General features: G+C 67.6%; 29 protein-coding genes, 3 tRNA genes and 2 pseudogenes. 13 read left to right on the top strand and 21 right to left on the bottom strand.

The annotated features are described in order from the left end of the window. Positions 1 to 34: 34 nt before the first annotated feature. Positions 35 to 832 carry an HAD-IIA family hydrolase gene (locus K254_RS0119055; RefSeq protein WP_026556689.1) on the top strand — a complete coding sequence of 266 codons (798 nt, stop codon included), beginning with the start codon at positions 35 to 37 and terminating at the stop codon, positions 830 to 832. 141 nt (positions 833 to 973) lie between these two features. Here the strand turns inward: K254_RS0119055 and K254_RS0119050 are convergent, their stop codons facing one another. Then, positions 974 to 1561 carry a hypothetical protein gene (locus K254_RS0119050; RefSeq protein WP_026556688.1) on the bottom strand — a complete coding sequence of 196 codons (588 nt, stop codon included), beginning with the start codon at positions 1559 to 1561 and terminating at the stop codon, positions 974 to 976. 277 nt (positions 1562 to 1838) lie between these two features. After that, entirely contained in the window at positions 1839 to 2072 is a 234-nt protein-coding gene (locus K254_RS0119045) for a hypothetical protein (RefSeq protein WP_155848631.1), read from the bottom strand. Between the two features lie 178 nt (positions 2073 to 2250). Between K254_RS0119045 and K254_RS0119040 the strand changes: the two genes are divergently transcribed. From K254_RS0119040 to K254_RS0119030, 3 genes are all read left to right on the top strand, one after another. After that, the gene (locus K254_RS0119040; protein WP_026556686.1) at positions 2251 to 2745 is read left to right on the top strand and encodes a helix-turn-helix transcriptional regulator; all 495 of its coding nucleotides are present in this window, start codon (positions 2251 to 2253) and stop codon (positions 2743 to 2745) included. Positions 2746 to 2755: 10 nt separating this feature from the next. After that, complete coding sequence (locus K254_RS0119035; protein WP_026556685.1) at positions 2756 to 3157, top strand: VOC family protein; 402 nt, start codon at positions 2756 to 2758, stop codon at positions 3155 to 3157. Between the two features lie 120 nt (positions 3158 to 3277). Beyond that, positions 3278 to 3787: a DUF3592 domain-containing protein gene (locus K254_RS0119030; protein WP_026556684.1), complete on the top strand. Its 510-nt coding sequence runs from the start codon at positions 3278 to 3280 to the stop codon at positions 3785 to 3787. Positions 3788 to 3816: 29 nt separating this feature from the next. Here the strand turns inward: K254_RS0119030 and K254_RS0119025 are convergent, their stop codons facing one another. Next, positions 3817 to 4443, bottom strand: coding sequence for a thymidine kinase (locus K254_RS0119025; RefSeq protein WP_026556683.1), 627 nt, complete (start codon positions 4441 to 4443; stop codon positions 3817 to 3819). Between the two features lie 5 nt (positions 4444 to 4448). After that, entirely contained in the window at positions 4449 to 5021 is a 573-nt protein-coding gene (pyrE, locus tag K254_RS0119020) for an orotate phosphoribosyltransferase (RefSeq protein ID WP_026556682.1), read from the bottom strand. 114 nt (positions 5022 to 5135) lie between these two features. Between pyrE and nadE the strand changes: the two genes are divergently transcribed. From nadE to K254_RS0119005, 3 genes are all read left to right on the top strand, one after another. Then, positions 5136 to 5966: an ammonia-dependent NAD(+) synthetase gene (nadE, locus tag K254_RS0119015; protein ID WP_026556681.1), complete on the top strand. Its 831-nt coding sequence runs from the start codon at positions 5136 to 5138 to the stop codon at positions 5964 to 5966. A gap of 80 nt (positions 5967 to 6046) precedes the next feature. Further along, positions 6047 to 6850 (top strand): exodeoxyribonuclease III, encoded by an 804-nt coding sequence (locus tag K254_RS0119010; RefSeq protein WP_026556680.1) that lies wholly within the window; start codon positions 6047 to 6049, stop codon positions 6848 to 6850. Between the two features lie 2 nt (positions 6851 to 6852). Further along, positions 6853 to 7695 (top strand): hypothetical protein, encoded by an 843-nt coding sequence (locus K254_RS0119005; RefSeq protein WP_026556679.1) that lies wholly within the window; start codon positions 6853 to 6855, stop codon positions 7693 to 7695. Between the two features lie 44 nt (positions 7696 to 7739). Here the strand turns inward: K254_RS0119005 and K254_RS0119000 are convergent, their stop codons facing one another. The 15 genes and pseudogenes from K254_RS0119000 to K254_RS0118930 all read right to left on the bottom strand — a co-directional run bounded on the left by K254_RS0119000 (position 7740) and on the right by K254_RS0118930 (position 16451). Beyond that, complete coding sequence (locus tag K254_RS0119000; RefSeq protein WP_231391912.1) at positions 7740 to 8753, bottom strand: LacI family DNA-binding transcriptional regulator; 1014 nt, start codon at positions 8751 to 8753, stop codon at positions 7740 to 7742. Positions 8754 to 8800: 47 nt separating this feature from the next. Beyond that, positions 8801 to 9070, bottom strand: coding sequence for a hypothetical protein (locus K254_RS24235; protein ID WP_026556677.1), 270 nt, complete (start codon positions 9068 to 9070; stop codon positions 8801 to 8803). Further along, the gene (locus K254_RS0118990) at positions 9070 to 9963 is read right to left on the bottom strand and encodes a carbohydrate ABC transporter permease (RefSeq protein WP_026556211.1); all 894 of its coding nucleotides are present in this window, start codon (positions 9961 to 9963) and stop codon (positions 9070 to 9072) included. Before K254_RS0118990 ends, K254_RS24235 begins: the two co-directional genes overlap by 1 nt. Further along, positions 9960 to 10994, bottom strand: coding sequence for a carbohydrate ABC transporter permease (locus tag K254_RS0118985; RefSeq protein WP_026556212.1), 1035 nt, complete (start codon positions 10992 to 10994; stop codon positions 9960 to 9962). Before K254_RS0118985 ends, K254_RS0118990 begins: the two co-directional genes overlap by 4 nt. A 121-nt stretch (positions 10995 to 11115) precedes the next feature. Continuing rightward, positions 11116 to 12399, bottom strand: a complete 1284-nt coding sequence (locus K254_RS0118980) for an ABC transporter substrate-binding protein (RefSeq protein ID WP_026556676.1) — start codon at positions 12397 to 12399, stop codon at positions 11116 to 11118. 208 nt (positions 12400 to 12607) lie between these two features. Beyond that, entirely contained in the window at positions 12608 to 13000 is a 393-nt protein-coding gene (locus tag K254_RS25025) for a hypothetical protein (RefSeq protein ID WP_051389401.1), read from the bottom strand. A gap of 72 nt (positions 13001 to 13072) precedes the next feature. Further along, entirely contained in the window at positions 13073 to 13693 is a 621-nt protein-coding gene (locus K254_RS0118970; protein ID WP_026556675.1) for a hypothetical protein, read from the bottom strand. Then, positions 13690 to 14265, bottom strand: coding sequence for a DUF6286 domain-containing protein (locus K254_RS0118965; protein WP_442853063.1), 576 nt, complete (start codon positions 14263 to 14265; stop codon positions 13690 to 13692). Before K254_RS0118965 ends, K254_RS0118970 begins: the two co-directional genes overlap by 4 nt. Then, positions 14262 to 14648 (bottom strand): hypothetical protein, encoded by a 387-nt coding sequence (locus K254_RS0118960; RefSeq protein WP_026556673.1) that lies wholly within the window; start codon positions 14646 to 14648, stop codon positions 14262 to 14264. The genes K254_RS0118965 and K254_RS0118960 overlap by 4 nt, the downstream gene beginning before the upstream one ends. After that, complete coding sequence (locus tag K254_RS0118955) at positions 14645 to 14836, bottom strand: membrane protein (protein ID WP_026556672.1); 192 nt, start codon at positions 14834 to 14836, stop codon at positions 14645 to 14647. The genes K254_RS0118960 and K254_RS0118955 overlap by 4 nt, the downstream gene beginning before the upstream one ends. A gap of 155 nt (positions 14837 to 14991) precedes the next feature. Continuing rightward, a pseudogene (locus K254_RS24225) lies at positions 14992 to 15357 on the bottom strand (Asp23/Gls24 family envelope stress response protein); the annotation flags it as partial. 89 nt (positions 15358 to 15446) lie between these two features. Further along, entirely contained in the window at positions 15447 to 15905 is a 459-nt protein-coding gene (locus K254_RS24220) for a hypothetical protein (protein WP_155848630.1), read from the bottom strand. A 143-nt stretch (positions 15906 to 16048) separates the two neighbouring features. Next, positions 16049 to 16124: transfer RNA gene (locus K254_RS0118940), tRNA-Phe, on the bottom strand. A gap of 48 nt (positions 16125 to 16172) precedes the next feature. After that, a tRNA-Asp gene (locus tag K254_RS0118935) sits at positions 16173 to 16246 on the bottom strand. A 132-nt stretch (positions 16247 to 16378) separates the two neighbouring features. Beyond that, positions 16379 to 16451, bottom strand: a tRNA-Glu gene (locus K254_RS0118930). A 142-nt stretch (positions 16452 to 16593) separates the two neighbouring features. On the opposite strand from K254_RS0118930, the gene K254_RS0118925 reads away from it, so the two are divergent. Next, positions 16594 to 17001, top strand: coding sequence for a metallopeptidase family protein (locus tag K254_RS0118925; RefSeq protein WP_035750369.1), 408 nt, complete (start codon positions 16594 to 16596; stop codon positions 16999 to 17001). Positions 17002 to 17204: 203 nt separating this feature from the next. Continuing rightward, positions 17205 to 18734: a C40 family peptidase gene (locus tag K254_RS26365; protein ID WP_051389399.1), complete on the top strand. Its 1530-nt coding sequence runs from the start codon at positions 17205 to 17207 to the stop codon at positions 18732 to 18734. Positions 18735 to 18830: 96 nt separating this feature from the next. Here the strand turns inward: K254_RS26365 and K254_RS0118915 are convergent, their stop codons facing one another. Beyond that, positions 18831 to 19847: a universal stress protein gene (locus K254_RS0118915; RefSeq protein ID WP_051389398.1), complete on the bottom strand. Its 1017-nt coding sequence runs from the start codon at positions 19845 to 19847 to the stop codon at positions 18831 to 18833. A 210-nt stretch (positions 19848 to 20057) separates the two neighbouring features. Here K254_RS0118915 and K254_RS0118910 point away from each other — a divergent pair, with 210 nt between their 5' ends. The 3 genes and pseudogenes from K254_RS0118910 (at position 20058) to K254_RS0118900 (ending at position 23417) form a co-directional block, all read left to right on the top strand. After that, the gene (locus K254_RS0118910) at positions 20058 to 21359 is read left to right on the top strand and encodes an alanine racemase (protein WP_081710250.1); all 1302 of its coding nucleotides are present in this window, start codon (positions 20058 to 20060) and stop codon (positions 21357 to 21359) included. Then, positions 21266 to 22746, top strand: a pseudogene (locus tag K254_RS24210) (D-arabinono-1,4-lactone oxidase). The gene K254_RS0118910 and the pseudogene K254_RS24210 overlap by 94 nt, the downstream one beginning before the upstream one ends. 65 nt (positions 22747 to 22811) lie before the next feature. Then, positions 22812 to 23417 (top strand): FAD-binding protein, encoded by a 606-nt coding sequence (locus K254_RS0118900; RefSeq protein WP_051389397.1) that lies wholly within the window; start codon positions 22812 to 22814, stop codon positions 23415 to 23417. A 205-nt stretch (positions 23418 to 23622) separates the two neighbouring features. On the opposite strand, the gene K254_RS0118895 is transcribed toward K254_RS0118900, so the two are convergent. Continuing rightward, positions 23623 to 24222, bottom strand: coding sequence for a copper resistance CopC family protein (locus K254_RS0118895; RefSeq protein WP_081710249.1), 600 nt, complete (start codon positions 24220 to 24222; stop codon positions 23623 to 23625). Between the two features lie 268 nt (positions 24223 to 24490). Here K254_RS0118895 and K254_RS0118890 point away from each other — a divergent pair, with 268 nt between their 5' ends. Then, a complete protein-coding gene (locus K254_RS0118890; RefSeq protein ID WP_026556666.1) occupies positions 24491 to 25939 on the top strand; it encodes an NCS2 family permease in 1449 nt (482 codons plus the stop codon). The last annotated feature ends 66 nt before the right edge of the window (positions 25940 to 26005 follow it).

The following is a 26005-nucleotide window of genomic DNA, read 5'->3' as shown; positions in this document are numbered from 1 at the left end:
CTGCGGCCTGGCCGCGGATCCAGGAGGAATCTACATGACGAAGGTCGAATCCCGCACGGCGGCAGACATCGAATGCTGGCTGACGGACATGGACGGCGTCCTGGTCCACGAGAACCAGGCGGTCCCCGGGGCTGCGGAATTGATCCAGCGCTGGGTGGACACCTCCAAGCGCTTTCTGGTGCTGACCAACAACTCCATCTACACCCCGCGCGACCTCGCCGCGCGGCTGCGCGCCTCCGGACTGGAGGTGCCCGAGGAGAACCTGTGGACCTCGGCGCTGGCCACGGCCCAGTTCCTGAAGTCCCAGATGCCGCACGGGCGAGCCTTCGTCATCGGCGAAGCCGGGCTGACCACCGCCCTGCACGAGGCCGGGTTCATCCTCACGGACCAGAACCCGGACTATGTGGTGCTGGGCGAAACCCGCACCTACTCCTTTGAGGCCATCACCAAGGCCATCCGGCTCATCGGCGACGGCGCGCGCTTCATCGCCACCAACCCTGACGCCACCGGCCCCTCCAACGAGGGCCCGCTGCCGGCCACCGGCGCCATTGCCGCGCTGATCACCAAGGCCACCAACCGCGAGCCCTACATTGTAGGCAAGCCGAATCCGATGATGTTCCGCTCCGCCATGAACCGGATCGAGGCCCACTCAGAGACCACGGCCATGATCGGCGACCGCATGGACACGGACATCATCGCGGGCATGGAGGCCGGCCTGCACACGGTGCTGGTGCTCACCGGCATCACGGCGGCCGAGGACATCGACGCCTACCCGTTCCGCCCCGACGAGGTGCTGGACTCGGTGGCGGACCTGCTGCCCAAAATCCACTAGCGGATCCCGCTCCAGCAGCACGCGCTGCAGACATACGACGACGGCGGCGGGTCCGACCTGACTGCACGGTCCGGTATCTGAGTGCAAACACCGAAGGCGGTCCTGCACTGTCCTGGCGAGCCGCCTTCGGCACTGGCACCGTCACGGTGCCGAATACGCCAGCGAGTGTGCGATGGCATCGAGTTCGGCGGCATGGGAATGCCAGTAGGATTCACTGGCCTCGACGCTGAGCCGGTGCGCCATGCCGTCCGGGGTTATGGCGGTCAGGAATGTGCCCACGATGGGGCCTTGCCTGCTCAAGCAGGTGTAGCTGTGGACCAGGCCCTGCAGTCCCGCTCCTTCTATCCTCATGGGCGGATCCGTGAAAGTGAATCCCGCGATGCACCCGATGGCAGTCTGCCGGTGCTCCCGCAGCAGCTGGGCCGGAGTGGCCGCGGTCTGCCACGCCAGGGTCTCGTCAATGATTGCCTGGATGGTCTCCTCCTGCGGCCAACCGTCCGGCGGCGGCGCAATCGACTCGTAGAGCACCACCACTGGGGACTTCGTGCCTTGCGTGGGCGGAATTTGGATCACGGCATGGTCGGCCACTGGGTGGCCGTTGACAATGTGCACCATGCCGCCGTCGGCCATCACCTGCATGCCGGATGGGTAGCGGAACGCCGTCGCACCCGAGGTGTACTTTGCCGGGGCAGGTTCCGGCGCTGCCGCGGCCCACGTGGAAACGGCCACGGCTCCACTCCATACGACTATGGCCACTGCAATGGCATTCACTAGGCCAGCGCAGACGATCCAGCACAACGCCGATGTTTTCAGCCCGGGCGCCGGTGCAATTGGTCGTTCATCCATGTCGATGCCTCCGTCCCATGGCGCCGCTTTGGCGTCCCTGGGAAGAGGCTAGGGCGGCAAAGACCGGCCATTCAACGGGGACTCGAGGGGATGTGGACAACTTCCGGGCCTCGGCAGCTTGTGCAGGACACCTGTACGGCACGATCCACTAGGCAAGGTCTCAGGGGACCGCGGGCGCACCCATGCCGCCAAGGATCTGTGACAGGGCGGCCAGGCCCACCGCAACCAGCACAAGGAACAGCAGACCGGTGGCAACCGCCCAGCCAATCCGCCGCCGGTTGCGCCGGCGCGGCAGGCCGCTGGATTCATGATGTCCCTGCCGCGGATCGGCGGGATGCCCCGGCGGTTGGTGTCCTTGGCCGTGGAGCGGCTGTTCCGGTCCGTCCGGCGGCATGCCCATAAGATCCTCCGAGCCTGTGCAGTTCCTTGCCGGCCGCTGCAGACGGCCTTGCCCCGACGCTACGGCCACGGGCAGCCGCCCGCAATGGAGGGAACCGCGCCGCCGGTGGACGGCCGCGGATAAGTTGGGTCCACCCAAAGCGCAGCCGGGCACGCTGATCTAGACTGGCCCCATGACACCGCAGGAACTGGCCAATCTGGCCCACCTGCGCCGGGCCCGCGATCTAATCGACCGGGAATACGCCCGGCCCCTGGACGTGCCCACGATGGCCGCCGGCGCCCTGATGTCCCCTGCGCATTTCTCCCGCCAGTTCAAGGCGGCCTACAGCGAAACGCCGTACAACTACCTCATGACCCGGCGGATCGAGCGGGCCATGGCCCTGCTGCGCGCCGGCATGAGCGTCACTGACGCCTGCATGGAGGTTGGCTGTACCTCGCTGGGTTCCTTCAGCTCACGCTTCACCGAGATTGTCGGCATGACGCCCAGCGCCTACCGTGCGCGCGAACACCACGCCGTCAAGGCCATGCCGACGTGCATCGCCAAGACGCACACCCGCCCCTCGCGCAGGTCCCCGGCAGCATCTGAGAACGCTGGGGCCGCGGCCGGAACGCTCCTGCCGGGAACACCGAGCAGGATTGAAGAAGCGCGGCAGACCCCGGCTCCATAGTGTTGGTTTCATGAACATTTCACTGAAGTACGCACATGTCACGGTCAACGACCTCGATGAGTCCCTGGCCTTCTACCGCGACGCCCTGGGGCTGGAAGTCCGCAACGACGTCGGCTCCGACGGACACCGCTGGGTGACCCTCGGCAGCGCCGCCCAGCCCGATCTTGAGATCGTGCTCTCCCCTCCGCATGCCGGCCGCTCCCAGGCCGACGGCGACGCCATCCAGGAACTGCTCACCAAGGGTGTCATGCCCATGCTGGTGTTCAGCACTGACGACCTCGACACCACCTTCGAAACCCTCCGCGCCTCCGGTGCCGAGGTGATGCAGGAGCCGATCGACCAGCCCTGGGGCCCGCGCGACTGCGCATTCCGCGACCCGTCCGGCAATATGGTCCGCTTCAACCAGGGCTGATTCCGGCTGCGGCCCGGTGCTGTCCGCGTGGCATCTCACATGCGGCGCACCGGGCCCTGGGCCGCCTGAACGCTAGGCTGGTGGGGCCGCAACAGCCCCACCAGCAGGAGATCCCCCAGCATGCCGAAGAAGAAGCCCCGCAATTGGGTGGGCATCGTGGGCTGCGTGGTGATGTTCTGTTTCGCCGTGGCAGGCGGAACCGCCGGCGCCATCAAGGGCATCGCCGATGAGACCAGATCGGCAGCCTTCGAAAACTCCGGCAACACCTTCCACCGGGTGCCGGCCACAGTCACCGAGCTCGGCCACAGCAGCAAAAGCAGCAGCAGGGTGTTGCGGGTCCGCTTCGAAACGGTTGAGGGCAGCACCGTCACCACCAGGGTCTTCACCGAGGGTTCAAACCGCGGCTATGCCCAGGGGCAGAGGGTCGAGGTGGTCTACGTTGCCGAAATGCCCGAGGCTGCCCGGCTCGCCCAGTACCCAGGCGAGCCCTACGGCCGCTCGCACACGATCATCGTGGCCGTATGCGCCGTACTAGTCGCAGGTTTTGCCGTCTATCTGCTGGTCCTGGAGCTGAGGCCCCGCTCCACAGGCCGCAGCCGGACGGCCCGGGGCCGGGCCAAGAAGTCCTGACCCGGGCCGGACCTGCCGCGTGCCAGAGGCTAGGGCCGCAGGGATCCGCCCGTGGCTTCCAGGAAGCAGGTTCCGCAGAGGGACTCGTACCAAACGTCAGTGCCGTCGATGGCCACCTGGGCGCCGTCGAACACTATGCCATCACCCGTCCGGCGGGTGTTGAAGATGGCCTTGCGCCCGCAGCGGCAGATGGTCTTCAGCTCCTCCAGCGTGTGCGCAATGTCCATCAACCGCGCGGAGCCGGGGAAGGCCACGGTGCGGAAGTCGGTGCGGATGCCATAGGCCAGCACCGGAACGCCGTCGAGCACGGCAATCTTGAACAGATCATCCACCTGCTCCGGGTCCAGGAACTGGGCCTCATCGATGAGCAGGCAGGCCACCGGCGGGGAGTCCACATGCTGCAGCAGGGCGTCCGGGTCGTCCCCGGCGGCCTGGGCGGCAAAGAGCTCCCGCGCCGAGGCGCCGGGCGGGATGAGGAAATCCACATCCCGGCTGACGCCCAGGCGCGAAACGATGGAGCGCTCGCCCTTGGTGTCGATGCCCGGTTTGGCCAGCAGCACGCGCTGGCCGCGCTCCTCGTAGTTGTACGCCACCTGCAGCAGGCCCGTGGACTTGCCGGAGTTCATGGCTCCGTAGCGGAAGTAGAGTTTCGCCACAGCGCTTAGTCCAGGCCGAGCTCGTCCTTGCCAAACGCGAACAGGTACGGCACGCCGGCCTCGGCCTCAACGCGCTCCTTGGCACCGGTGTTGCGGTCCACAATCACTGCCACGGCCTTGACGTTGCCGCCGGCCTTCCGCACGCCTTCGACAGCGGTCAGGGCGCTGCCGCCGGTGGTGGAGGTGTCCTCGAGAACGACGACGTCGCGGCCGTCCACGCCGGGGCCCTCAACCTGGCGGCCCATGCCGTAGGACTTCTGCGCCTTGCGGACCACGAAGGCGTCGATGGCGCGCCCGGCGTCGCCCGCGGCGTGCATCAGGGCGGTTCCGACGGGGTCGGCGCCCATGGTCAGGCCGCCGGCGGTCTCAAACTCGATGCCGGCGTCGTCCAGCATGGCCAGCATGACCTGGCCGGTCAGGCGCGAGGCCTCGTGGTGCAGCGAAATGCGGCGGAGGTCGATGTAGTAGTCGGCTTCCTTGCCGGAGGAGAGGATCACCTTGCCGCGGACCACGGCCAGCTCCTTGATGAGTTCGAGCAGGCGGGCGCGCGCGGCGGCGGTGTCAAGAGTCGCAGTCATGGCTCCAATTCTATAAGGCGGCGCCACGGCGGGCGGCCCGGGCCGCGGGCGCCCAGCGTCATCCCCGGTCTCACTGCGCTCGTCTACGTCCCCGTGGCCATTAGGCTTGTGCCCATGCGAGAACTCCAGGCACGGATTATTGACGAACTCGGTGTGCAGCCCAGCATCGACCCCGCGGCGGAGATTGCGCGCCGGGTGGGCTTCCTCAAGGACTACCTCAAGGCCACCCACACCAAGGGATTTGTGCTCGGCATCAGCGGCGGATTGGATTCCTCGCTCGCCGGCAGGCTGGCCCAGCTCGCCGTCGAGGAGCTGGCGGCGGAGGGCACCGAGGCCGATTTCGTGGCCGTGCGGCTGCCCTACGGCGTCCAACATGACGAAGATGACGCGCAGGCAGCCCTGGATTTCATCGCCCCCAAGACCTCCTGGACCTACAACATCTCCCCGGCCGTGGACGGCTTCCAGGATGAATACACCGCCACCACCGGTGAGGTCATCACCGATTTCAACAAGGGCAACATCAAGGCCCGCTCGCGCATGATTGCCCAGTACGCCCTAGCCGGGCAGCGGAATCTGCTGGTCATCGGCACTGACCACGCCGCAGAATCCGTCACCGGGTTCTTCACCAAGTTCGGCGACGGCGGCGCCGATGTGCTGCCGCTGTTCACGCTGAACAAGCGGCAGAACCGGGCGCTGCTGCGCGAACTCGGGGCCGACGAGCGCATCTGGAACAAGGTCCCCACGGCCGATCTGCTCGACGGCAGGCCCGGCCGCACGGACGAGGACGAGCTCGGCATCTCCTACGACACCATCGATGACTACCTCGAGGGCCGGGGTGTCCCGGACGCCGCCGCCGAGGCCATCGAACGCCGGTACCTGATGACCCGGCACAAGCGCACGGTGCCTGTCACCCTGCTGGATTCCTGGTGGCGCCCAACTGAGTGACACTTGTGTCACATCTGGGACGGGTTTTTGTGCGATAGCTGTCACCCAGTTGGGCGGGGGTGGTTGGTAACGTGGGGTCTGTGAAGATTGCAACCTGGAACGTCAATTCCCTCCGCGCCCGTGCCGACCGTGTGGAGGAGTGGCTGCGCCGCTCCGATGTGGATGTGCTGGCCATCCAGGAAACCAAGTGCAAGGACGAGAACTTCCCCTGGGAGCTGTTCGAAAACAACGGCTACGAGGTGGCCCACTTCGGATTCAGCCAGTGGAACGGTGTGGCCATCGCCTCCCGGGTGGGGCTCGACGACGTCGAGCGCACCTTTGCGGGGCAGCCCGAGTTCGCCAAGCCGGGCAAGACCCCGGAGCAGGAGGCCCGGGCGATTGCCGCCACCTGCAACGGTGTGCGCATCTGGAGCCTCTACGTTCCCAACGGCCGTGCGCTGGAGGATCCCCACATGCCCTACAAGCTGGCGTGGCTGGATGTCCTCAAGGACCAGGCCACCGGCTGGCTGGCGGAGAACCCGGCGTCGGAGATCGCCTTGATGGGCGATTGGAACATCGCCCCGCAGGATGACGACGTCTGGGACATCGACTACTTCATCTCCGAGGGCCTGACCCACGTCAGCGCCCCGGAGCGCGCGGCCTTCCACGCCTTTGAGGAGGCCGGCTTTGCCGACGTCGTCCGCCCGCTGCACCCGGGCCCGGGCGTCTACACCTACTGGGACTACACCCAGCTGCGCTTCCCCAAGAAGGAGGGCATGCGGATCGACTTCGTGATGGCCTCCCCCGCACTGGCATCCCGTGTGGTGGCAGCGGAGATCGACCGTGAGGAACGCAAAGGCAAGGGTGCCTCGGACCATGCGCCCGTGATCGTGGAACTGGGGTAGGAATGCGCAACGGGCTGTATTTGGGCGGGGCCTCGCTCCCGTATGTCTCCAGCCTGCGCATCTACCAGCCGCTGGAGAGCTACACGGCGGCCCAGCAGCGCTACATCGAGGAACATCTGGTGCTGGGCCAGGACCGGGTGAGCATCGATGCCCAGGAGCTGGCGGATTCGCTCGGCCGGATCAGCCGGGACAACGCCAACCCGCTGCCCACGCATGCCGTGGAGCGGGTCCGCACCCTGCAGATGGACCCCGAGCTTCCCACGCTCTACTCCCCCAACCAGGTGGTGGCCCGCTCGTACCAGGCCGCTGCCGATTTCCAGCACGGCCCCACAGCCCATCTGGCACAGATGCTGATGCCGGAGGAGGTGTGGGCGCCGGCTCGACGGCGGGCCGATGGCTCCGAGGGCATGTCCACTCCGGTGCAGACGCGCATTTCCACCTGGGGCATCCCCTTTAGCTGGTTTGTCCTGGTCTCCGAACGGGACCGCACCGAGGTGGTGGAGGCCGCCGGGCAGGTGCTCACCGTCCGCATCCAGGTGCCGCTGCCGCTGGCAGCCCACCGCGCCGCCTCGGTGCTGGTGATGCTGGAGGAAAACGCGCCGGACCTTGATCTGTACGAGGAACTGGACCAGCTGCACGACTGGCTGGGCGGATACTCCCGCGATGCCGTGGTGGAGCTGGACTACGGTCCGGTGGCCAACCGCGTCTACCCCGACGAGTCCCCGGTGGATGTCAGGCTGGGCCTGGAATGCCTGGCCGAGGGCGATCTGACCGGAGCGGCGGCCGCCTACCGGCGGCTGGCTTCCCGCTGGATCCCGATCCGCCAGCTGGCCCGCGCCAGCTGACCAACGCCGTCGCGCCCCCAATGTCGCTTCGCTCCATTGGAACGCTAGGCTGGCGGCGGCGCGGTGGAACCGCGCACCACCAGCTCAATGGGCTGCAGCATGTCCTCGATGGACCCTGCGGCACCGGCGAGTTCGGCCATCAGCATCCGGGCGGCCAGATATCCGTGCTCGGTGGGCTCCTGGCGGATGGTCGTCAGTCCGGCCGCGGCGGAGAATTCGTGGTCGTCGATACCCACCACCGACAGATCCTGCGGAATCCTGATCCCCCGGCGCTGGGCCTCGAACATCAGCCCCATGGCCATTTCGTCCGAGGCGCAGAAGATGGCCGTGGGCTTGGGCCCCGGGGCGTCAAAGAGCGCCCGCGCCGCTTGGACGCCCTCCGTCACGGTGAAGTTTCCCGCCACATTCCACTGCGGCGGGCAGGCCAGACCCGCGGCAGCCATGGTCCGGGTGAAGGCCTCGGTGCGCAGGGCCGGGACGGCAAAATTGAGCTTGTCCTCCACGGCGCCATGCATATGCGCGATCCTCGTGTGCCCCAGTTCGATCAGGTGCCGTGTGGCCAGCTCCGCGGCGGCGCCGTCGTCGATCATGACCGACGAACAGCCGGCCACCGGACCGCCGACGGCGATCAGCGGGATCTCCGTCTTGTGCAACTGCTCCAACTCGTCCTCGGTCAAACCGAGGCACAGGACCACCAGGGCGTCGATCTGCTTGCGCACCATGTTGCCGGTGAAGAAGCGTTTGCGCCCGCCCGCATAGCCGCCGAGGCTGAAGAGGAGCAGGTTGTAGCCGTTCTCGCGCAGCGCCTTGTCCACGCCCTCGATCGAGTGGCCAAAGTACCAGCGGTCGGCGTAGGGCGCCAGCACGCCGACCGTCCGGGTGCGGCCGGTGGCCAGACCGCTCGCCGAGGGCGAGGCCACATAGCCCAGCTCCTCGACGGCGGCCAGAATCCGCGCCCGGGTTGCCGGGCTCACGCGCGGCAGCCCCCGGATGGCCCGGGAGACGGTTGCCGTGGAGACCTGGGCCAGGGCGGCGACGTCGTCAATGCTGACAGCCACTGCCCCTCCTTCCTGCGTGAAAGGCCATGCCGGACTTCCCAGCGCCGCTAGTTCCGGCGCCGGGCGATCCGCCGGGGCAGTTTGCTGCGCAGCCGCAGCATGCCCCAGAAGGCCAAGACGATGGCCAGCAGTGCCATGGCCCAGCCGAGTGCCGGCTGGCCTGTCACTTCCATCCAGACGGTGGTGGCCAATACGACTATTCCCCAGAAGCCCAGGAAGCCGATAATTATGTCAAAATCCTCGGCACTGCGCTGCCTGGCCCCACTGGCCTCGGCACCGTTCTCCTGCCCGGCGGAGGTCTGATCCCGGGCGGCCATTACTTGACGGCTCCGGCGGTCAGGCCGGCGACGATCTTGCGCTGGAACACCAGCACCAGGATCACCAGCGGGATGGTCACCACTGTGCCGGCCGCCATGACGGCGGTGTACGGCTCCTGGTGCGGCTGCGCCCCGGCGAAGTAGGCAATGGCCACTGTGACGGTCTTGGTCGATTCGTTGGAGAGCTGGCTGGCAATCAGGAACTCATTCCAGGCCGCGATGAACGCCAGGATGGCCGTGGTGAACACCGCCGGTGCGGCCAGCGGCATGATCACCTTGCGGAAGGCCTGGCCCTGCGTGCAGCCATCGATGCGTGCCGATTCCTCAAGCTCCCACGGCATCTCGCGGAAGAACGAGGTCAGCGTGTACACGGTCAGCGGGAGCACAAAGGAGATGTTCGGAATGATCAGCGCCTGGTAGGTGCCGTACCAGCCAATGTTGGTGAACAGCTGGAACAGCGGGGTCACCAGTGCCACACCGGGGAACATCGAAGCCCCAAGGACAAACCCCAGCACCAGGAACTTGAAGCGGAACTCCAGCCGGGCCAGGGCGTAGGCGGCAAAGACGCCGAACAGCAGGGCGACGATGGTGGTCACGCCGGCCACGAGGAGCGAGTTGAGCAGGTTCCGGGCAAAGTGGTTGCCCAGATCCTCGGAGAACACCGTGGTGAAGTTGTCCCAGGTGACGTGGGTGAAGAACGGCGTGGGGTCGAAGGTGTAGCCGACATCCCGAAACGCCGTGACGATCATCCAATAGAACGGCAGCAGGCACCAAATGAAGATCAGTGCGGCGCTGATGTAGGTGCGGCCGTTCGCCCAGCGTTCACGACGCTTGGCGGCCAGATGCGGCGCCGCGGCGGCGGCACTGGCGGCTTTGGCTGTTGAGATGCTCATTTGCCCTTCCCCTTTCCGGGGCCGGTGGCGGATTGGACGGCATTGGCCCCCAGGAAGCGGACAAAGATGAACGCCACGAGGAAGATGACAAGGAACGTGATGGTGGACAGGGCCGCGGCGGAGTTGAAGCCCTGCCTGATCTGGTCCACCACGAGGATGGACAGCGTGGTGGTGCCGTTGGCTCCTCCGGTCATGATGGCCGGAAGGTCGTACATGCGCAGGGCGTCAAGCACACGGAACAGGATGGCCACCATCAGCGCCGGCTTCACCAGCGGCAGCGTGATCTGGGTGAAGCGCTGCCAGGCGGAGGCGCCGTCCACCTTGGCGGCTTCGTAGACCTCGGCCGGGATCATCTGCAGACCGGCCAGGATCAGCAGCGCCATGAACGGGGTGGTCTTCCAAACATCGGCAATGATGATCGCCGTCCGGGCGGGTCCCTCGGAGCCGGTCCAGAGGATGGCGGTGCCGAAGAGCTTGTTGGCGATGCCGTCAAAGGCAAAGATGAAGAACCACAGCTTGGCCGTGACGGCCGTGGGGATGGCCCACGGAACCAGCACCGCGGCCCGCAGGGCGCTGCGGCCCTTGAAGGTCCGGGCCATGATGATGGCCATCCAGAAGCCCAGCACCGTTTCCAAGACCACCGTGACAACGGTGAAGAAAAACGTGGTGCCCATGGCGGACCAGAACTGCGCGCCAAGGCTGCCGGGCGAGCAGGCGGTGGTTCCGCCGTCGGGGGCGGGGCACTGTTGGAACAGCCAGTGCACGTAGTTGGCCACCCCGGCGAAGCCGCCGGCCACAAAACTGCCGGTCACCGGGTCCAGGCCCTCATCCTGTTGGAAGGACATGATGATCGCATTGACCACCGGATAGACGATGACGATGCCCAGCACGATCACGGTGGGAAGGATGAGTGTCGCCGCCCACCGCCCCTGGGTTTTGGCCTTGCGGTCCTGGCCTACTTCTTTGTTTTCGTGTCCTGCGTTGGGGCCGGCGGTCCCGCGAACCGTCGTTGGCTGCGCGTGGGTGGACATGGCCTCTCCTTTCACCGTATGGATGGCAGCTGTGCGCCGCTGCCCCGCAATGGTGCCTCAAGGCGGCACCGGGAATGCCCGACGGCGGTGGGCGGCCGGGAGGGCCGCCCACCGCACGCGCTTAGTGGGAGCCCGAGGAGATGGCGCTGGCCATATCGGTCAGGGCCTGGTCAACGCTCTTTTCGCCCTTGATGGCGGAGTAGGCGTTGTCCTGGATGGCCTTGGTGACGGCCGGGTAGAACGGTGACACGGGGCGCGGAACAGCGTTCTCGATGGAGGTCTTCAGCACGGGGAGGTACGGCAGCTGGGCCACCAGGGCCGGGTCGTCGTACAGCGAGGTGAGGACAGGGGCCAGCGAGCCCTGGGTGGCGTAGAACTTCTCTGTTTCCTCGCTGGTCATGAAGGCCAGGAAGTCCTTGGCCGTGGCCTTGTTCTTGGAGTAGACGCTCACTGCCAGGTTGTGCCCGCCCAGGGAGGAGGCGCCGGGGCCGTCCTTGCCGGGCAGCGGCGCGATGCCGAAGGTGTCCTTCACCGTGGAGGCGCCGTCGGCCTTGGCCAGGTTGTAGACGTAGGGCCAGTTGCGCAGGAACAGCAGCTTGCCGTCCTCAAAGGCCTGCCGGCCCTGCTCCTCCTGGAAGGTGATGCCTTCGGTGGGGATGTTGCCGTCCTTGTAGGCGCTGACCAGGTTGTTCAGGCCTGTCTTGGCGTCGGCCGTGTCGAGGGTGGGCTTGCCGTCCTCGCCCACGATGGTGCCGCCGGCGGTGTTGATGGCCTCGGCCACGTTCACCGTCAGGCCCTCATACTTGGCAAACTGTCCGGCATAGCAGCCGATGTTGTTGGCCTTGGCGATGGAGCACATGCCCATCATCTCGTCCCAGGTCTTGGGCGGGGTGGGGACCAGATCCTTGCGGTAGTAGAGGATGCCGCCGTCGGAGGTCTGCGGTGCGGCGTAGAGCGTGCCCTTGTACGTGGCGGTCTTCACCGTGGCCGGCAGCATCTTGGAAGTGTCGACGGCCATGGTGTCCTTCAGCGGCTGGAGCCAGCCCTTGGCGGCGAACTCCGCCGTCCAGACCACGTCGACATCGACGACGTCGTAGTCGGTGGCCTTGGCCTGGAACCGCTGGACCAGGTCATCGTGCTGCTGGTCCGCGTTGTCGGACTGCTCCTTGAACGTGACGATCTGGTCCGGGTGCAGGGCGTTCCACTTGTCCAGCAGCGGGCGGACAACATTGGAGTTGTCCTTGCCCTGGACGTACGTGATGGGACCGCGGCCGTCCAGGTTGCTGGCCGCATCGCCGCCACCTCCGCCGCCGCCACCCCCGCCGGAACCCGAACTGCACGATGCCAGCGCCAATGCCAGCACGGCCGCCGCGGCCAAGGGGGCAAACTTTCGTGAATTTCCCATTCCCATGCTCTTTCTCTCCAACCAATATCGAGCCGGCGCATGCCCCTGCCATCATGCCCAGGGACCGCGCGGTGAGTGATGTTGATCACTGTAGCGATGAAAATGACAAATGTGCAAGCGCTTGCACATAATCGTGACCATTCCGTGGCATGGCACAAAAAAGGGGCGCCACCGGAAAAATCCGGTGGCGCCCCTTGGCTGGAAACTCCTACTTGTGCGAGTCACCCTTGAAGAATCCGGCGATCTTGGCGCCCAATCCCTTGGCGTGCTCGGCCGCATCTCCTGCGAAATCCTTGACGTGCTCGGCGGCGTCCTCGGCAAAATCCTTGACGTTTTCGGTGACGTCCTCCACCAGATCCTTGGCGTTTTCCGCCACGTCTCCGGAGAAGAATTCCTTGACGTTTTCGGTAACATCGCCGGCTGCCTCTTTGAGGTTTTCGCCGGCGTCGCCGAGGAACTCCTTGACGTTGCCGAGGGCATCCTCTGCCGTGTTGGCGGCTCCCTCGGCGGCGTCCTGCGCAGCGCCTTCGACGTTCTCGGCCGCATTGGCGGCGGCGTCCTGAACGGCCTCGATGGGGTTCTCGCCGTTGACTTCGCTCATGTGACACTCCCTGGGTTAGATCTGGTTAGGTCCAAATCCGGCCGAAGCCGGATGGGGTGTTGCACGCCCAGACTAGCGGACTCGCTCGGCCTTCGTGAACCGCGACCGTGCGCCCGCGCCGATGCTGATCAGCACCGGTGTTTGGAAGCCCAGCACCTCATCCAGCGCCTGCACGAGGGCTGCAACGTCGGCGGCCACGGTGTGCGGGGCCACGCCCTGGCGCGGCAGCACCCGCACCTTGACGGCGGGCTGTCCGCGCAGCTCGTAGGTGGTGACCCACGAGCCCACCAGATCCGAACGCTCGGCCAGCGCCGTCTTCAGCGCCTGTTCGGCCACGGCGGCACCGATCGCCACCCGGCCGGCGGCGCCGTCGTCCTGGGCATCCCCGGCTGTGGAGACCAGGGTGGAGGCGCGGCCCTTGCCCTGGTTGGCCACCCAGGTGATCATGGCGATGACCAGCAACACCATGGCCACGGCCACGGCGATCCACAGCCAGCTGCCGCCCTGCCCCGGCAGCGCCGTGCTGTGGGCCAGATCGGCCAGCGACTCGGCGGCCGGCTTGGCCCAGCCCTGCCACCAGCGCGCTGCGGCGGGAAAGGCTGCCACAGCAATCAGCAGGGCGCCCACGGCCAGGAAGACCAGGCCGAAAAGGGCCAGCAGAATCCGGTTGGCGCCGCGCGGTGTGCCGTTCATACGCCCACCACGCCCATCGGAGCCAGGGCCACACGGACCACCGGGCGGGGCAGCAGCTCCATCGCATCAAGTTCATCTTCGACGGCGGTGCGCACGGTGTCCCCATCCAGCGGGATGCCCGAGGTCGGGCGGACGTTCACCTGCACGAGGTTCCTCGAGACCACCACCATCACCTGCTCCCGCGTGACGCCGGCGGCCAGCCGGGCGCGCCGGGCCAGGGCCGAGGCCACCACCTCGTCATCGACCACGACGGCGGCGCGCGGGTTGGCAATGGCGTGGCGGGCGCGGCGGCCGGGCAGTATGGCGTTCAGGACAAAGACAAGACCCACCAGCATCACGACGGCGCCGATGAGGCCCAGCAGCAGCGGCGAAACCCCCGCCGGCAGGCTGGCCAGATTCGTGGCGGCGGCGAGCGGATCCACGAGCCACGGCGGCTGGCCCACGGCCCGCAGCACGGCCTCAAGCAGGATGTAGATGGCCAACAGGGCCACCACCGTGGCCGCCAAGCCGGCCAGCGGCGCCCGGGAGGAATGCATTTCACGGCGCAGGATGCGCTCCATCGACGCTGTCACAGGACGCGGCCTCCCCTCGTGGTGCGGATGCCTGTGATGCGGATGTCCACCCGGCTCAGGCGCGAGCCGGTGAGCTCCTGGACCAGGGCGAGGATGGTGGCCTTGGCTGCCACGGCGCGGTCCAGCACGCTGCCGCCGGTGCGCTCCACGCGCCGCGGATCACGGGCAACCTCGCCCAGCGGTGGAATGCCGATGGGCAGGGCGAGCGAGAGCGCCAGGAGCCCGGCGTCGTCGGCCCAGCTGGCACGGACATCGGATGCCGACACACCCAGCGTCTGGGCCGCGGCGGCCTGCGCCACGGAGGTCAGGGCCTGGGTGCTGATGCGGTTGTGGCCGGCCAGTTCCAGAACCGATGAACCGGCGACGTCGGGGGCTGCTGTCACGACGACGAACGCCGGCCGGTGATGGCGTCAAGGACGCTGCGCCACTGCATCTTTCCGCTGGCGGCGCGCCCCACGAGCGCCCCGGCACCCATGAAGATGGCGGCGATCAGGAACCCCCAGAAGCCGAAACTGAAGGCCATGAAGGCCAGAAAGGCACCGATGGCGATGCCGGCAAGTGTCAGGTTCATGGCTGGTCCCCCTTGTGGATGGAAAGCACGTCCGCCGTGGCGGCCTCTGCAGCCGTTTCCGCAGCGGCGGACGTCGTCTGGCCGGCGGGTGCGGGGCGTGACACACCCAAACGTTCACTCAGCCGGGGCCTCGGGGCCTGCTTCTCGGCGTCGACGGGGCCAACGTGGACATCGTTGATCTCGATGTTGACCTCGATGACGTCCAGCCCCACCAGATCCTGGACGGCGGCGTAGACGGCGGCGCGGACGGCGTTGGCCAATTGCTGCAGCGGCTTGCCGTACTGGGCCACCATGTTGATGTCCACCGCCACCTGGGTCTCGCCCACCTCGACGCGGACACCCTGGGCGAGGTCGCTGGCACCGACAACATCGCGGATGGCTCCGATGGACCGTGCGGCACCGGTGCCCAGCGCATGGACCCCGTCCACGCTTCGGGCGGCCATGGCTGCCACCTTGGCCACGGCGGCCTCCGCTATGACGGTGCGTCCCGTGGCTTCCTGCGACTGGTCTGGCCCGAGCATCTGGCACGCCCTTTCTGTTGTCCCTACCGTAACCCTATGCAGGGACACCGTGGCGGGCAACGCGGCGGGCCGGGACTGTTGGGGTGTTGCTAGCCGCCGCAGTTGACCTCAAGCCAGGTGGTGATCGGTTTCACGGCCTCCTCATAGGCGGCACTGTCGAACTTGGCCAGATCGGTGCCCATCGACTCCACCACAGCGGAGAGCTTGGCGAAATCGGGCTTCAACTCCTCAGGGACCTGGCCCATGGCCTCGTTGATGCTGGCCTTGGCCTTTTCCACATCTTCGGGCCCGACGGCGCCCAGGGCCGCACTGAGCGGAAGGAAGGAGACACCGGCCAGCACGCCGGCCACGGACAGGCAGGCGGTGGGGTCGGCCGGCGTCGAACCGGCCGTCGATCCACTCGTTGAACCGGCGGCTGCGCTTTGGCTGGTGCCCGTGCCGGTGGCCTTGGAGCCCGGCGGCGATCCGGGGAGCAGCGAACAGCCGCTCAGGGCCAGGACCGCGGCAACGCCCAGCGCCACCACTCGCTTGTGTGTTGAAGATCTCATGACCGCCCCTAGGTTTCTACGCCACACCCCGGGCATGGCCATCTCACACGCTACGCCGGGGGCGGGTGCGTGCCCAGCCCCGGAGAATGTGGTGTTAAGCGAAAAGATCCCCTCATTCGCAAAGAATGAAGGGATCTTTTAGCTGGTGGCTCCGACCGGCGTCGATCCGGTGACCTTTCGATTTTCAGTCGAACGCTCTACCAACTGAGCTACAGAGCCTGGTGAACTGGTCACCATGACCACCCGGATTTCTCCAAGAGATCAAAGCGACCCTGACGGGACTCGAACCCGCGACCTCCGCCGTGACAGGGCGGCGCGCTAACCAACTGCGCTACAGGGCCTTGCTGTGTATTTCCATAATTCGTTCCATTCACGTTTCCGTGATTTTCACGAGTTATATCGTACCAGTCTTTTCGGACTGTTTTTACCACTCGGTTTTACTCGAATGATTGCTTGAGCTTTTGGCTCATGCGTACCCCCAACGGGATTCGAACCCGTGCCGCCGCCGTGAAAGGGCGGTGTCCTAGGCCGCTAGACGATGGGGGCATCGTCACTTTTGATCGTCCGCGGCTTCCCGCGTCCTCCCGAAGTGGACTCCAAAAACTATAGGGCCTAAATCCGAAATATACAAAACGAGCACAATCGACGGTCCTGCAGCCGCTTCAATCCCCGGCGCTACGCTGGTCCCATGAGCGACGATCCCCACGCACCGGAGCCCGCATCGGCGCCGTTTTCCATGACCGAGAACGAGTTCGACAAGGCCGTGGAGCTTGCCCTGGACGGCATTCCGGAGGACCTGCGCCGGGCCATGGACAATGTGGTGGTCTTCATCGAGGAGCGCTACCAGCCCGGACCCGGCGAAGATCCGGACACGGTGCTGCTGGGGCTGTATGAGGGAACACCGCTGACGGAGCGTGACTCATGGTGGGCCGCGGGCTCCCTGCCGGATCGGATCACCATCTACCGGGACGCCATCCTGGACATCTGCACCTCCCGCGATGAGGTGGTCGAAGAGGTGATGGTCACGGTGGTCCACGAGATCGCCCACCACTTCGGCATCAGCGACGACCGCCTCCACGAGCTGGGCTGGGACTAGGACCCGGCCACTGTCCCACGCCCGCCGCGGAATGACACTGTTGTTATTCATGTGAAGGGTGTTTCCTGTGTTGCCAAAGTGACAAAAGTGACCGTAGATTCAAGGCTGACGTGGAAGTGCAGCCGCCCGGCCCGGCGCCTGTCTGCCCGCCCTCGGTGGCAGGCAGGTGCATTCCCCGAAGAATCAGCAGTGAGGTCTCTCCTATGACGATGGTGCCGCGCCAGCCTTCTGGCTCCGAGTCCCCGGCCCAGCCTGCCGTGGCGTTCCTCCGCCGTGCCGCGGGCACTGGCACCGCCGCCCTCGCCTGCGCCGCGCTGCTCGCCGGCACGTTCATGGCCCCCGCCGTCGCGGCAATTCCCGCCGCACCCTTCCCGGCTGTGCAGCCGGCGAGCCCGGCCATCCCATCGGATGATGACATCGCGAAGGCCAAGTCGAGCGAGGCTGCTGCAGCGGCCGAGGCCGCCAAGATGGAAGCCATCCTGTCCGAGGCCACGACGACGCTGCAGGGCAGCATGGCCAACTCCATGCGCGCCAACGATGCCTACTCCAATGCCATCCTGGCCGCGGACAGCCGCCGTCTGGCCGCCGAGGCCGCCCATGCCGCCGCCGATGCCGCGGCCAAGGGCTATGACAAGGCGAAGTCGCAGGTGGGCCAGCTGGCCGGCAGCCTGTACAAGACCGGCGGCATGAACCCCAGCGTCCAGACGGTGATGGGCGGGTCCGGATCCGGCGATGCCCTCTACCAGGCCTCCACGTTGATGGCGCTGAGCCAGACGCGCAGCCGCACCTACGCCACCGCCGAGGCTGCAGCCGAGGCGTCGGGGTCCCTGCGGGCCGCTGCCGAGGCGGCACAGCAGGCCGCCGACGACGCCGCCAGAACCGCCGAAGCCGCCCGTGCCACGGCCGAGTCCGCCATGTCCGCCCAGCGTGCCGTGGTGGATGGCAACGCCAAGCAGCGCGCGGACGTGCTGGCCAAGCTGGCCACTTTGAACAACACCACCGTGGAACTCGAGGACGCCCGTGTGGCGGCCCTGGAGCAGAAGAAGCGCGAGGCTGCGCTGGCGGAGCAGATCGCCAACTCGGCCAACACTCCGCAGCCCCCGGCCCCCTCCGGCGGCGGAAACGGCGGCTCCGGGAACGGCAACACGGGCGGCGGCGGAAACGGCGGCTCCGGGAACGGCAACACGGGCGGCAGTGGGAACACCGGCGGCTCCGGAGGTGGCGGGAACACCGGCGGCACCACGCCGCAGCCCCCCGTCGTTGCGCCGAAGCCCGAGGAGCCGGCACCGCTGCCCCCGCCCGTCGTCCAGCCGCCGCCCGTACAGCCGCCCGTGGCCGCTCCGGACCCGCCGGCACCGCCCGCGGGCTTCAACACCTCGGTGATGGTGAACTTCGCCCTGTCCAAGATGGGCGGTGCGTACCAGTGGGGCGGCATCGGCAACCCCGGCTACGACTGCTCCGGCCTGGTCTACAAGGCCTTCGCAGCAGCGGGCGTCAACGTGGCACGCGGCGGAACCGACCAATTTTGGGGCGCCCCGGTCAGGGTTCCCCTGAGCCAGATGCAGTACGGGGACCTGTTGGTCTTCAACGACCTCGGCGGCGGAAACTTCACCCACATTGCCATCTACATTGGCGGCGGCCAGGTGGTCCACGCGATGAACCCGGACGACGGCATCCTGGTCACGCCGTTGTCGTGGATGACCGGCCTGTATCCGCAGGCGGCCCGCTACTAGGCACACCCCAGCACGCAAAGCGGCGGCCGCCCCAACCGGGGCGGCCGCCGTCGTCGTTGCTGTGGAGCCCTCTAGGCCTCAAGCATGTGGAGCCCTCTAGGCCTCAAGCATCGGCCCGAAGGACTCCCGGTCCGCCAGCCGCGGATCCTCGATGTCCTTGACCACCATGACAGGGCCCTTGGCGTGGTGGAGCACGCCGTCGGTGGTGGAGCCGAGCAGCATGCCGGCGAATCCGCCGCGGCCGCGCGTACCCAGCACCACCAGCTCCGAGGAACGGGTGGCGTCGATCAGCACCTCCACCGGAGGACCGTCCACCAGCTGGACGTCCATCGGCAGGTTCGGGAAGTGGCTGCGCAGCCAGGCGGCACCGGCGTCGAGCTGGACCTTGATGTCCGCAAACAGGGCCTCGCGGTCCAGCGGGGCGGGGATCCAGGCCAGCGAGCCGCTGTAGGGCGGAATGGCGCAGATGACCCGCAGCGTGCGGCCGGCCCGTTCTGCCTGCTCGGCGGCGGCCAGGACGGCCATCCGGGCGGTTGCCGATCCGTCCACGCCGACGGTGACCACGTTCTCCACGGGGACGTCGGGATGCTTGTCGCCGCGTTCGCGCTTGGCCGGGGCGGGCTCGCCCAGGCGCGGTGCACAGCTGAGCGGGATGGTCACCGTGGGGCATTTGGAGTGGGCCGGCAGCGCACTGCTGACGGATCCCAGCAGGCGGCCCACAAAGCCGCCACGGCCGCGCGAGCCAAAGACCAGCAGCTCGGCGGTTTCGCTCATGTCCAGCAGCACGCCTGCGGCGTCGCCGTTCTCCACGCGGGCGTCCATCTCGACGTCGTACTCGGCAATCTTCGCGGCGGCCTCGCGGACCACCGATTCGGCGCCCTCACGGATGACGTCGTCATCCACCGTGGCGTAGCCGCCGTCCAGCCCGGAGGCGGCGAAGATGGGAACGCTGTAGGCGGTCACCAGGTGCAGGGGGCTCTTGCGGCGCACGGCTTCCCGGGCGGCCCAGATGAGGGCGCAGGTGCTCTGCTCGGATCCGTCGATGCCCACCACAATGCCGGTGGGCGGGGCGGGCTGGTTGGCCGTTGTGTCGGCCGGATGGTCGCTCACGATGCGCCTCCTTCGTCTGCGGGCACTGCCTGGCGGCAGCTGTCCGGGGAACTTCCGCGGTCCCCATACTGGTGACTATTGCCGGTTCGCTCCTGCCCGTCAAGAATGTCCCCGGGTGCGCCGAAACAATTCGTCCGGACCGGGGCCGTGGCCGTCCTTGACTTGGTTTTGGGCTGTGGCAGAGTGGCCTCAACCGCCGCGAAAGGTGCCTGGATGCTGACTCTTTCCCCCGCCGAACTGGCCCGCGGGCGTTCCGTGGCCGACGACGGCGGAGCAGCCGTCCGTCCGCCCGCGGACCCGTGGGTGCGCGCGGACGCGGCCTGCGCCCAGCTGCCCGGGCCGCTGGCCATCCTGGACCGCGCCGCCCTCTCCTTCAACGCGGGTTCCCTGCTGCGCCGGGCCGGTGGGAAGACCATCCGGGTGGCCACCAAGTCCATCCGCAGCCGCGGCGTGCTGGCGGCGGTGCTGGCCCAGGATGGCTTTGCCGGGCTGCTGGCGTACACCCTTCCCGAGGCGCTGTGGCTGGCCGCCGACCCCAGCGGCGCCTTTGCCGATGTGCTGGTGGGCTATCCGACGGCGGATGCCCCGGCGCTGCGGGTGCTGGCCGGCGACGATGTGCTGCGGAGCCGGGTCACCCTGATGGTGGACTCCGTGGAACAGTTGGAGTGGATGGAGGCGGTGCTGGCGGAACTGCCGGTGCGTGGGCCGCTGCGGGTGGCGCTGGAACTGGATGCCTCCTACCGGCCCCGCCTTGGCTGGCGCACGCTGGCGCACATTGGAGTGCGCCGCTCCCCCGTCCGCACCGCGGAGGACGCCGCGGCACTGGCGTTCAACGCCGCCGGCCGGACCCGCCGCGGCACACAGCTGTTCACGGTGGTGGGGCTGATGGCCTACGAGGCCCAGGTGGCGGGGCTGCCGGACCACCCCGCCAACCCGGCGAAGGCGGCGGTGCTGGGGCGGATCCAGGCCGCCTCGATGGCCGAACTCGCAAACCGACGGCGGGCGGTGGCGGCGGCGGTGGGCGGCGCTGCCGAGCTGGAGTTCGTCAACGGCGGCGGGACGGGAAGCCTGGAGCTGACCGCGGCGGACACCTCCGTGACGGAACTGGCTGCCGGTTCGGGGCTCTTTGGCCCCACGCTCTTCGACCACTACTCGCGCTTCAGCCCGGCCCACGCCGTCGGCTTCGCCCTCCCGGTGGTGCGCCGGCCAGGACCGGGCATGGCCACCGTGCTGGGCGGCGGATGGATTGCCTCGGGACCCACGGGGCCAAGCAGGGCGCCAACGCCCGTGCATCCCGCCGGGCTCGCCCTGCTGGCCGCCGAGGGCGCGGGCGAGGTCCAGACGCCGCTGCGGGGCTCCGCCGCCGATGCCCTGCGCATCGGGGACAAGGTGTGGTTCCGCCACGGGAAATCCGGCGAGGTGTGCGAACACGTGGACGGGCTGCACGTGCTCGACGGCGGGCGGCTGGACGGCACCGTGGCAACCTACCGCGGCGAGGGAAAGGCATTTCTGTGACATTTGGGGTCGCACAGGAACGGACACGTCCGAACACGCAGTGGCGGAACTGGGCCGGGGACCAGCGCTGCACACCGGCCGCCACGGCGGCGGTGTCCAGCGTCGAACAGATCGCGGACATCGTCCGGGCCGCGGCACAGGTCGGCGGCACCGTCAGGGCCGTGGGTGCCGGACACAGCTTCACCGACATCGCCTTGACCAGCGGAACCCAACTGTCCATGGACGCTCTCAGCGGGCTGCTGAAGGTGGACCGCACGCTGGGGCACGCCACCTTCGCCGCCGGCACCCGGCTCCACGAGGTTCCGGCCCTGCTGGCACCCTACGGACTGGCGTTGGCAAACATGGGCGACATCGACAGGCAGAGCATCGCCGGCGCCATCTCCACCGGCACCCATGGCACGGGGCTGGCCTTTGGCGGGATGGCCAGCCAGGTGGTGGAACTGGTGCTGGTCACCGGGCTGGGCGAGGTGCGCCGCTGCTCCCCCACCAGCAACCCGGAGCTCTTTTGGGCCGCGCGCATCGGGCTGGGTGCCCTGGGCATCATTGTCTCCGTGGCACTGGCCTGCGTGCCGTCCTTCGACCTGCACGCCGTCGAACGCCGGGAGCCGCTGGCCGCCGTCCTGGAATCCCTGCCGGAGCGGCTGCGCAGCACCGACCACTTCGAGTTCTACTGGTTCCCGCACACGGAGCTGGCGCTGACCAAGGCCAACACCCGCATCGCCGCGGGCTCCGCACGGGGCGGGCGTCGCGGCAGTCCCGGCCCGGGGGCCGTGCCGCCGCCATTGGGGCCGCTGCGGCATCTGGTGGACGATGTCCTGCTCTCCAACACCGTCTTCGGCGCCCTCTGCGCCGCGACCGGGAGGCTGCCGCGCACCATCCCGGCCGTGAACCGGGCGGCGGCGCAATGGACGGGCAGCAGGGAGTTTGCCGATGCCTCCACAGGGTCTTCGCCACGGAACGGACGGTGCGGTTCCGGGAGATGGAATACGCCGTGCCGTTGGAGCTGCTGCCCGAGGTGCTGCGCGAGCTGGACCGGATGATCAACCGCGGGGGCTTTAGCATTTCCTTCCCCGTGGAGGTCCGCTGCGCGGCGAAGGATGACATCCCCCTGTCCACCGCACAGGGGAGGGATTCGGGCTACATTGCCGTCCACCAGTACTGGCGGACGGACCCTTTCGATTTCTTCCATTCGGCAGAGAAATTGTTCCTTTCCTACGGCGGACGCCCCCACTGGGGGAAGTGGCATTTTCTCCACCACGACGCGCTGGACAGCCTCTATCCACAGCTGAAAAAGTTCTGTAGTGTTCGGGAAAGTGCGGATCCGATGGGCGTATTTCGCAATGCCTATGTGGACCGTGTTTTACCCCCACTGCCGTCCGGCACATAGCCCCTCCTGGGGGAGGACTGTGCCGGATACACCGTTCTCCTAACCGTTCATGGAGGCATTAAGAGATGACTGCTGTGTGTGTCGAACATGAAACAACAGGGCTGGGTCTTCCCCTGGTTTCGGAGTCCTGCACGACCGTGGTGATTGGCTCCGGATTCTCCGGGCTGGCCGTGGCCAGCGAGCTGTGCCGCCAGGGCGTCAACGCTGTCGTGGTCGATGGCGCCAATTTCCTGGGCTCCTCCGCAACGATGCGCCAGGCCTCATTGGACGATCCGGCCGCCCTGAACGAGCGCGCAGACATCATGCGCCTGCTGCGCCGCTACGCCGACACCCACCAGATGGACGTGCGCCCCACCACCGCGGCAGTCCAGCTGAGCCGTAATCCGGACGCCGCTGCCTCCCCGCAGCCGTGGGTTGTCCACACCGCCGAGGGCGTGCTGCTGGCCCAAAACATTGTGCTGACGCGCTGTGCACAGAACCAACTGCGGTCGCTGCTGCGCTCCCTGGGCATCAAGGTGGGCCGTGACATCCTGTCGGTGCTGCGCTCCCTGGGCATGTACCTGGTGGGTGTGGGCGATCTGGTGGCCCCGACGACGCGTGAGATTCTGCAGCAGGCCAAGCAGGTAGGTGCCGCCATCTCCATCCAGTCCGGCACCCCCGCCACCGCCTAGCAGCGCGCTCTGGCGGTTTTAGGGGGCCCGCCCGTCCCCGGGCGCTCCCACCGCTCGCAAGCTCGCGCCGGGTCCCGCGCACCCGTGGGCCCATCGCGGACGCCCGAAAGGATTCTGCCGAGGGGCCCCGGCCGAGCTTGCGAGGCCGGGGAAGACAGCATCCGTGCTCCCGGCCCCCTAAAACCGCCGATCGCTGATTGCGCAGCTAGTCGTCGGTGCCGAGGCGGCGCTTGGCGAAGATGACGAGGCCGGCGACGAGGGCTACGAGGACGGCGATCATGGCGATGACGCTCCACGGGATGCCGTCGCTGCTGGCGGCCTGCGGTGCCGCGGCTTCAGTGGTCTGCACCAGCGGTGCGGCGGTTCCGGCAGCGGCACCGTCCGGGCTGCCGGCCGTGAAGGTGAAGCTGCCCTCAATCGGGTGGCTGTCGGAGGAGACCAGACGCCACTGGACCGTGTAGGCGCCCGACGGAGCACCGGCCTTCACCTGCTGCGTCGCCACATTGTCCACCACCTGGACGGGGCCCGTGGCCCAGTCCGTACCGCTGGCATCGAGCACCTTGATGGCCGAGCCCAGCGCCCCGGGGGTGTCGCTCAGCGTGACTGTCACCTGGCCGGGGACCACAGCAACGGTGGAGCCGTTGGCCGGCTCGGTGGACTCCACGGAATCGTGGGCCCAGGCGCCGGAGGCGGCACCGAAGGAGAGCAGCAGGGCCGCGGCGGCGGCCAGCAGCGCGCGGAGCGCCGGGCGCAGGGAGCGGGCTGGCGCAGGTGCTGGTGCGGGAAGGCTGGCGGCGGAGGTCATGGCTCACCCATCTGTGGAATGGCAAAAACGGTCAAAGAACATCGCGGCCGCACGGGCGGCCCTCCCTCCACGGTACGCCACAGGGCCGGGCCGGACGCCGAAGCGCAGCACCGCCGGCGGCACGTCCGGCGGCGCCCGCGGTGAGATTTCCCACTTGCCCGCCATCGACGTCGTTCCCGGCCTCCTCCACAGCACAGCGGGCCGATAGTATGACGAACAATCACCTCTTTTTTCGCCAAGTGCTGGAGGGCATTTCGTGGCTGCAACCATGCCGACCGAGACCAAATTGTCGCGGGTGGATCGATATTTCAAGATCACCGAGCGCGGATCCAACTACTCACGGGAGATCCGCGGCGGCTTCGCCACGTTCTTTGCCATGAGCTACATCGTGGTGCTGAACCCGCTGATCCTCTCCGGCGCCGATTCCTCGGGCGAGATCCTCGGCCCCAGCCGTGTGGCCGCCGTGACGGCCTTCGTGGCCGGTGTCCTGACCATCCTGATGGGCGCGTGGGCCAAGCATCCCTTCGCGCTCGCCACAGGCCTGGGCGTCAACGCCTTTGTCGCCGTGACCGTGGCCAGCCACCCGGGACTGACGTGGCCGGACATGATGGGACTGGTGGTCCTCTCCGGCATCACCATGTTCATCCTGGTGCTGACAGGGTTCCGTACCGCCGTGTTCAAGGCCGTCCCGGAGGGTCTGAAGACGGCCATCGTGGTGGGCATCGGCCTGTTCATTGCCCTGATCGGCCTGGTCAACGCCGGTTTTGTCCGCCGCATCCCGGACATCGCCCACACCACCGTGCCCGTGGGCCTGGGCTTTGACGGCAAGCTGCTGGGCTGGCCCACACTGGTGTTCGTGGTGGGCCTGGTGCTGACCATCGGGTTGGTGGTGCGCAAGGTCAAGGGCGCCATCCTGATCGGCATCATCGCCGCCACCCTGCTGGCCAATGTGATGGAGGCCGTCTTCCACATCGGCCCCAGCTTTGACGGCACCAAGGCCAATCCGCAGGGCTGGTCCCTGGTGGTCCCCGCCTTCACCGGGCTGGAATGGCCGGATCTGAGCCTCATCGGCCAGGTCAATCTCTTCGGCTCCTTTGCCCATCTGGGCGCGCTGGCCGCGGTGCTGCTGGCCTTCGCCATCCTGCTGAGCATCTTCTTTGATGCCATGGGCACCATGGTGGGCCTGGCCCGGGAGGCCGGCACTCTGGACAAGGACGGCAACATCCCCAATGTGGACCGCGTGCTGCTGGTGGATGCCTTTGGCGCCATCGCCGGCGGTGGCGCCTCCGTCTCCGCCAACCAGATCTACGTGGAATCCGGCGCCGGCATCGGCGAGGGCGCCCGCACGGGCCTGGCCTCGGTGGTCACCGGCCTGCTGCTGATCGTGGCCATGTTCTTCACCCCGCTGATCTCGCTGGTGCCGTTCGAGGCCGTGGCCCCTGCTCTGGTGGTGGTCGGTTTCCTGATGGTTTCCCAGGTGGGCAAAATCGACTGGTCCGACTGGGGCATCGCGATCCCGGCCTTCCTGACGTTCACGCTGATGCCATTCACGTACTCCATCGCCAACGGCCTGGGCGCGGGCTTCATCGCCTTCGTACTGATCCGCCTGTTCCAGGGCCGCGCCAAGGAGATCCACCCGCTGATGTGGGCAGTGGCAGCGGCCTTCCTGATCTTCTTCGTCATTGGACCGATCGAGCAGATCGTCGGCATCAAGTAGCTCCAACGTCTGGCATGCCAGACCACCACGCAGGCGCCCGGCTGGCAACGGCCGGGCGCCTGCTGT

Origin of the sequence: Arthrobacter sp. 35W (assembly GCF_000482545.1) — a bacterium.
GTDB lineage: Bacteria > Actinomycetota > Actinomycetes > Actinomycetales > Micrococcaceae > Specibacter.
This window is presented reverse-complemented; position numbering and strand designations above follow the sequence as displayed.

Coding starts and splice junctions, on each gene's coding strand:
- K254_RS0118985 (WP_026556212.1), bottom strand. CDS start 10,994: ATGTCCACCCACGCGCAGCCAACGACGGTTCGCGGGACCGCCGGCCCC.
- K254_RS0119030 (WP_026556684.1), top strand. CDS start 3,278: ATGCCGAAGAAGAAGCCCCGCAATTGGGTGGGCATCGTGGGCTGCGTG.
- K254_RS0119045 (WP_155848631.1), bottom strand. CDS start 2,072: ATGCCGCCGGACGGACCGGAACAGCCGCTCCACGGCCAAGGACACCAA.
- K254_RS0118900 (WP_051389397.1), top strand. CDS start 22,812: ATGACTGCTGTGTGTGTCGAACATGAAACAACAGGGCTGGGTCTTCCC.
- K254_RS0119035 (WP_026556685.1), top strand. CDS start 2,756: ATGAACATTTCACTGAAGTACGCACATGTCACGGTCAACGACCTCGAT.
- K254_RS0118970 (WP_026556675.1), bottom strand. CDS start 13,693: ATGAACGGCACACCGCGCGGCGCCAACCGGATTCTGCTGGCCCTTTTC.
- K254_RS24235 (WP_026556677.1), bottom strand. CDS start 9,070: ATGGCCGCCCGGGATCAGACCTCCGCCGGGCAGGAGAACGGTGCCGAG.
- K254_RS0118895 (WP_081710249.1), bottom strand. CDS start 24,222: ATGACCTCCGCCGCCAGCCTTCCCGCACCAGCACCTGCGCCAGCCCGC.
- K254_RS0119040 (WP_026556686.1), top strand. CDS start 2,251: ATGACACCGCAGGAACTGGCCAATCTGGCCCACCTGCGCCGGGCCCGC.
- K254_RS25025 (WP_051389401.1), bottom strand. CDS start 13,000: ATGAGCGAAGTCAACGGCGAGAACCCCATCGAGGCCGTTCAGGACGCC.
- K254_RS0118980 (WP_026556676.1), bottom strand. CDS start 12,399: ATGGGAAATTCACGAAAGTTTGCCCCCTTGGCCGCGGCGGCCGTGCTG.
- pyrE (WP_026556682.1), bottom strand. CDS start 5,021: ATGACTGCGACTCTTGACACCGCCGCCGCGCGCGCCCGCCTGCTCGAA.
- K254_RS0119055 (WP_026556689.1), top strand. CDS start 35: ATGACGAAGGTCGAATCCCGCACGGCGGCAGACATCGAATGCTGGCTG.
- K254_RS26365 (WP_051389399.1), top strand. CDS start 17,205: ATGACGATGGTGCCGCGCCAGCCTTCTGGCTCCGAGTCCCCGGCCCAG.
- K254_RS0119005 (WP_026556679.1), top strand. CDS start 6,853: ATGCGCAACGGGCTGTATTTGGGCGGGGCCTCGCTCCCGTATGTCTCC.
- nadE (WP_026556681.1), top strand. CDS start 5,136: ATGCGAGAACTCCAGGCACGGATTATTGACGAACTCGGTGTGCAGCCC.
- K254_RS24220 (WP_155848630.1), bottom strand. CDS start 15,905: ATGAGATCTTCAACACACAAGCGAGTGGTGGCGCTGGGCGTTGCCGCG.
- K254_RS0118890 (WP_026556666.1), top strand. CDS start 24,491: ATGCCGACCGAGACCAAATTGTCGCGGGTGGATCGATATTTCAAGATC.
- K254_RS0118910 (WP_081710250.1), top strand. CDS start 20,058: ATGCTGACTCTTTCCCCCGCCGAACTGGCCCGCGGGCGTTCCGTGGCC.
- K254_RS0118955 (WP_026556672.1), bottom strand. CDS start 14,836: ATGAACCTGACACTTGCCGGCATCGCCATCGGTGCCTTTCTGGCCTTC.
- K254_RS0118990 (WP_026556211.1), bottom strand. CDS start 9,963: ATGAGCATCTCAACAGCCAAAGCCGCCAGTGCCGCCGCCGCGGCGCCG.
- K254_RS0118925 (WP_035750369.1), top strand. CDS start 16,594: ATGAGCGACGATCCCCACGCACCGGAGCCCGCATCGGCGCCGTTTTCC.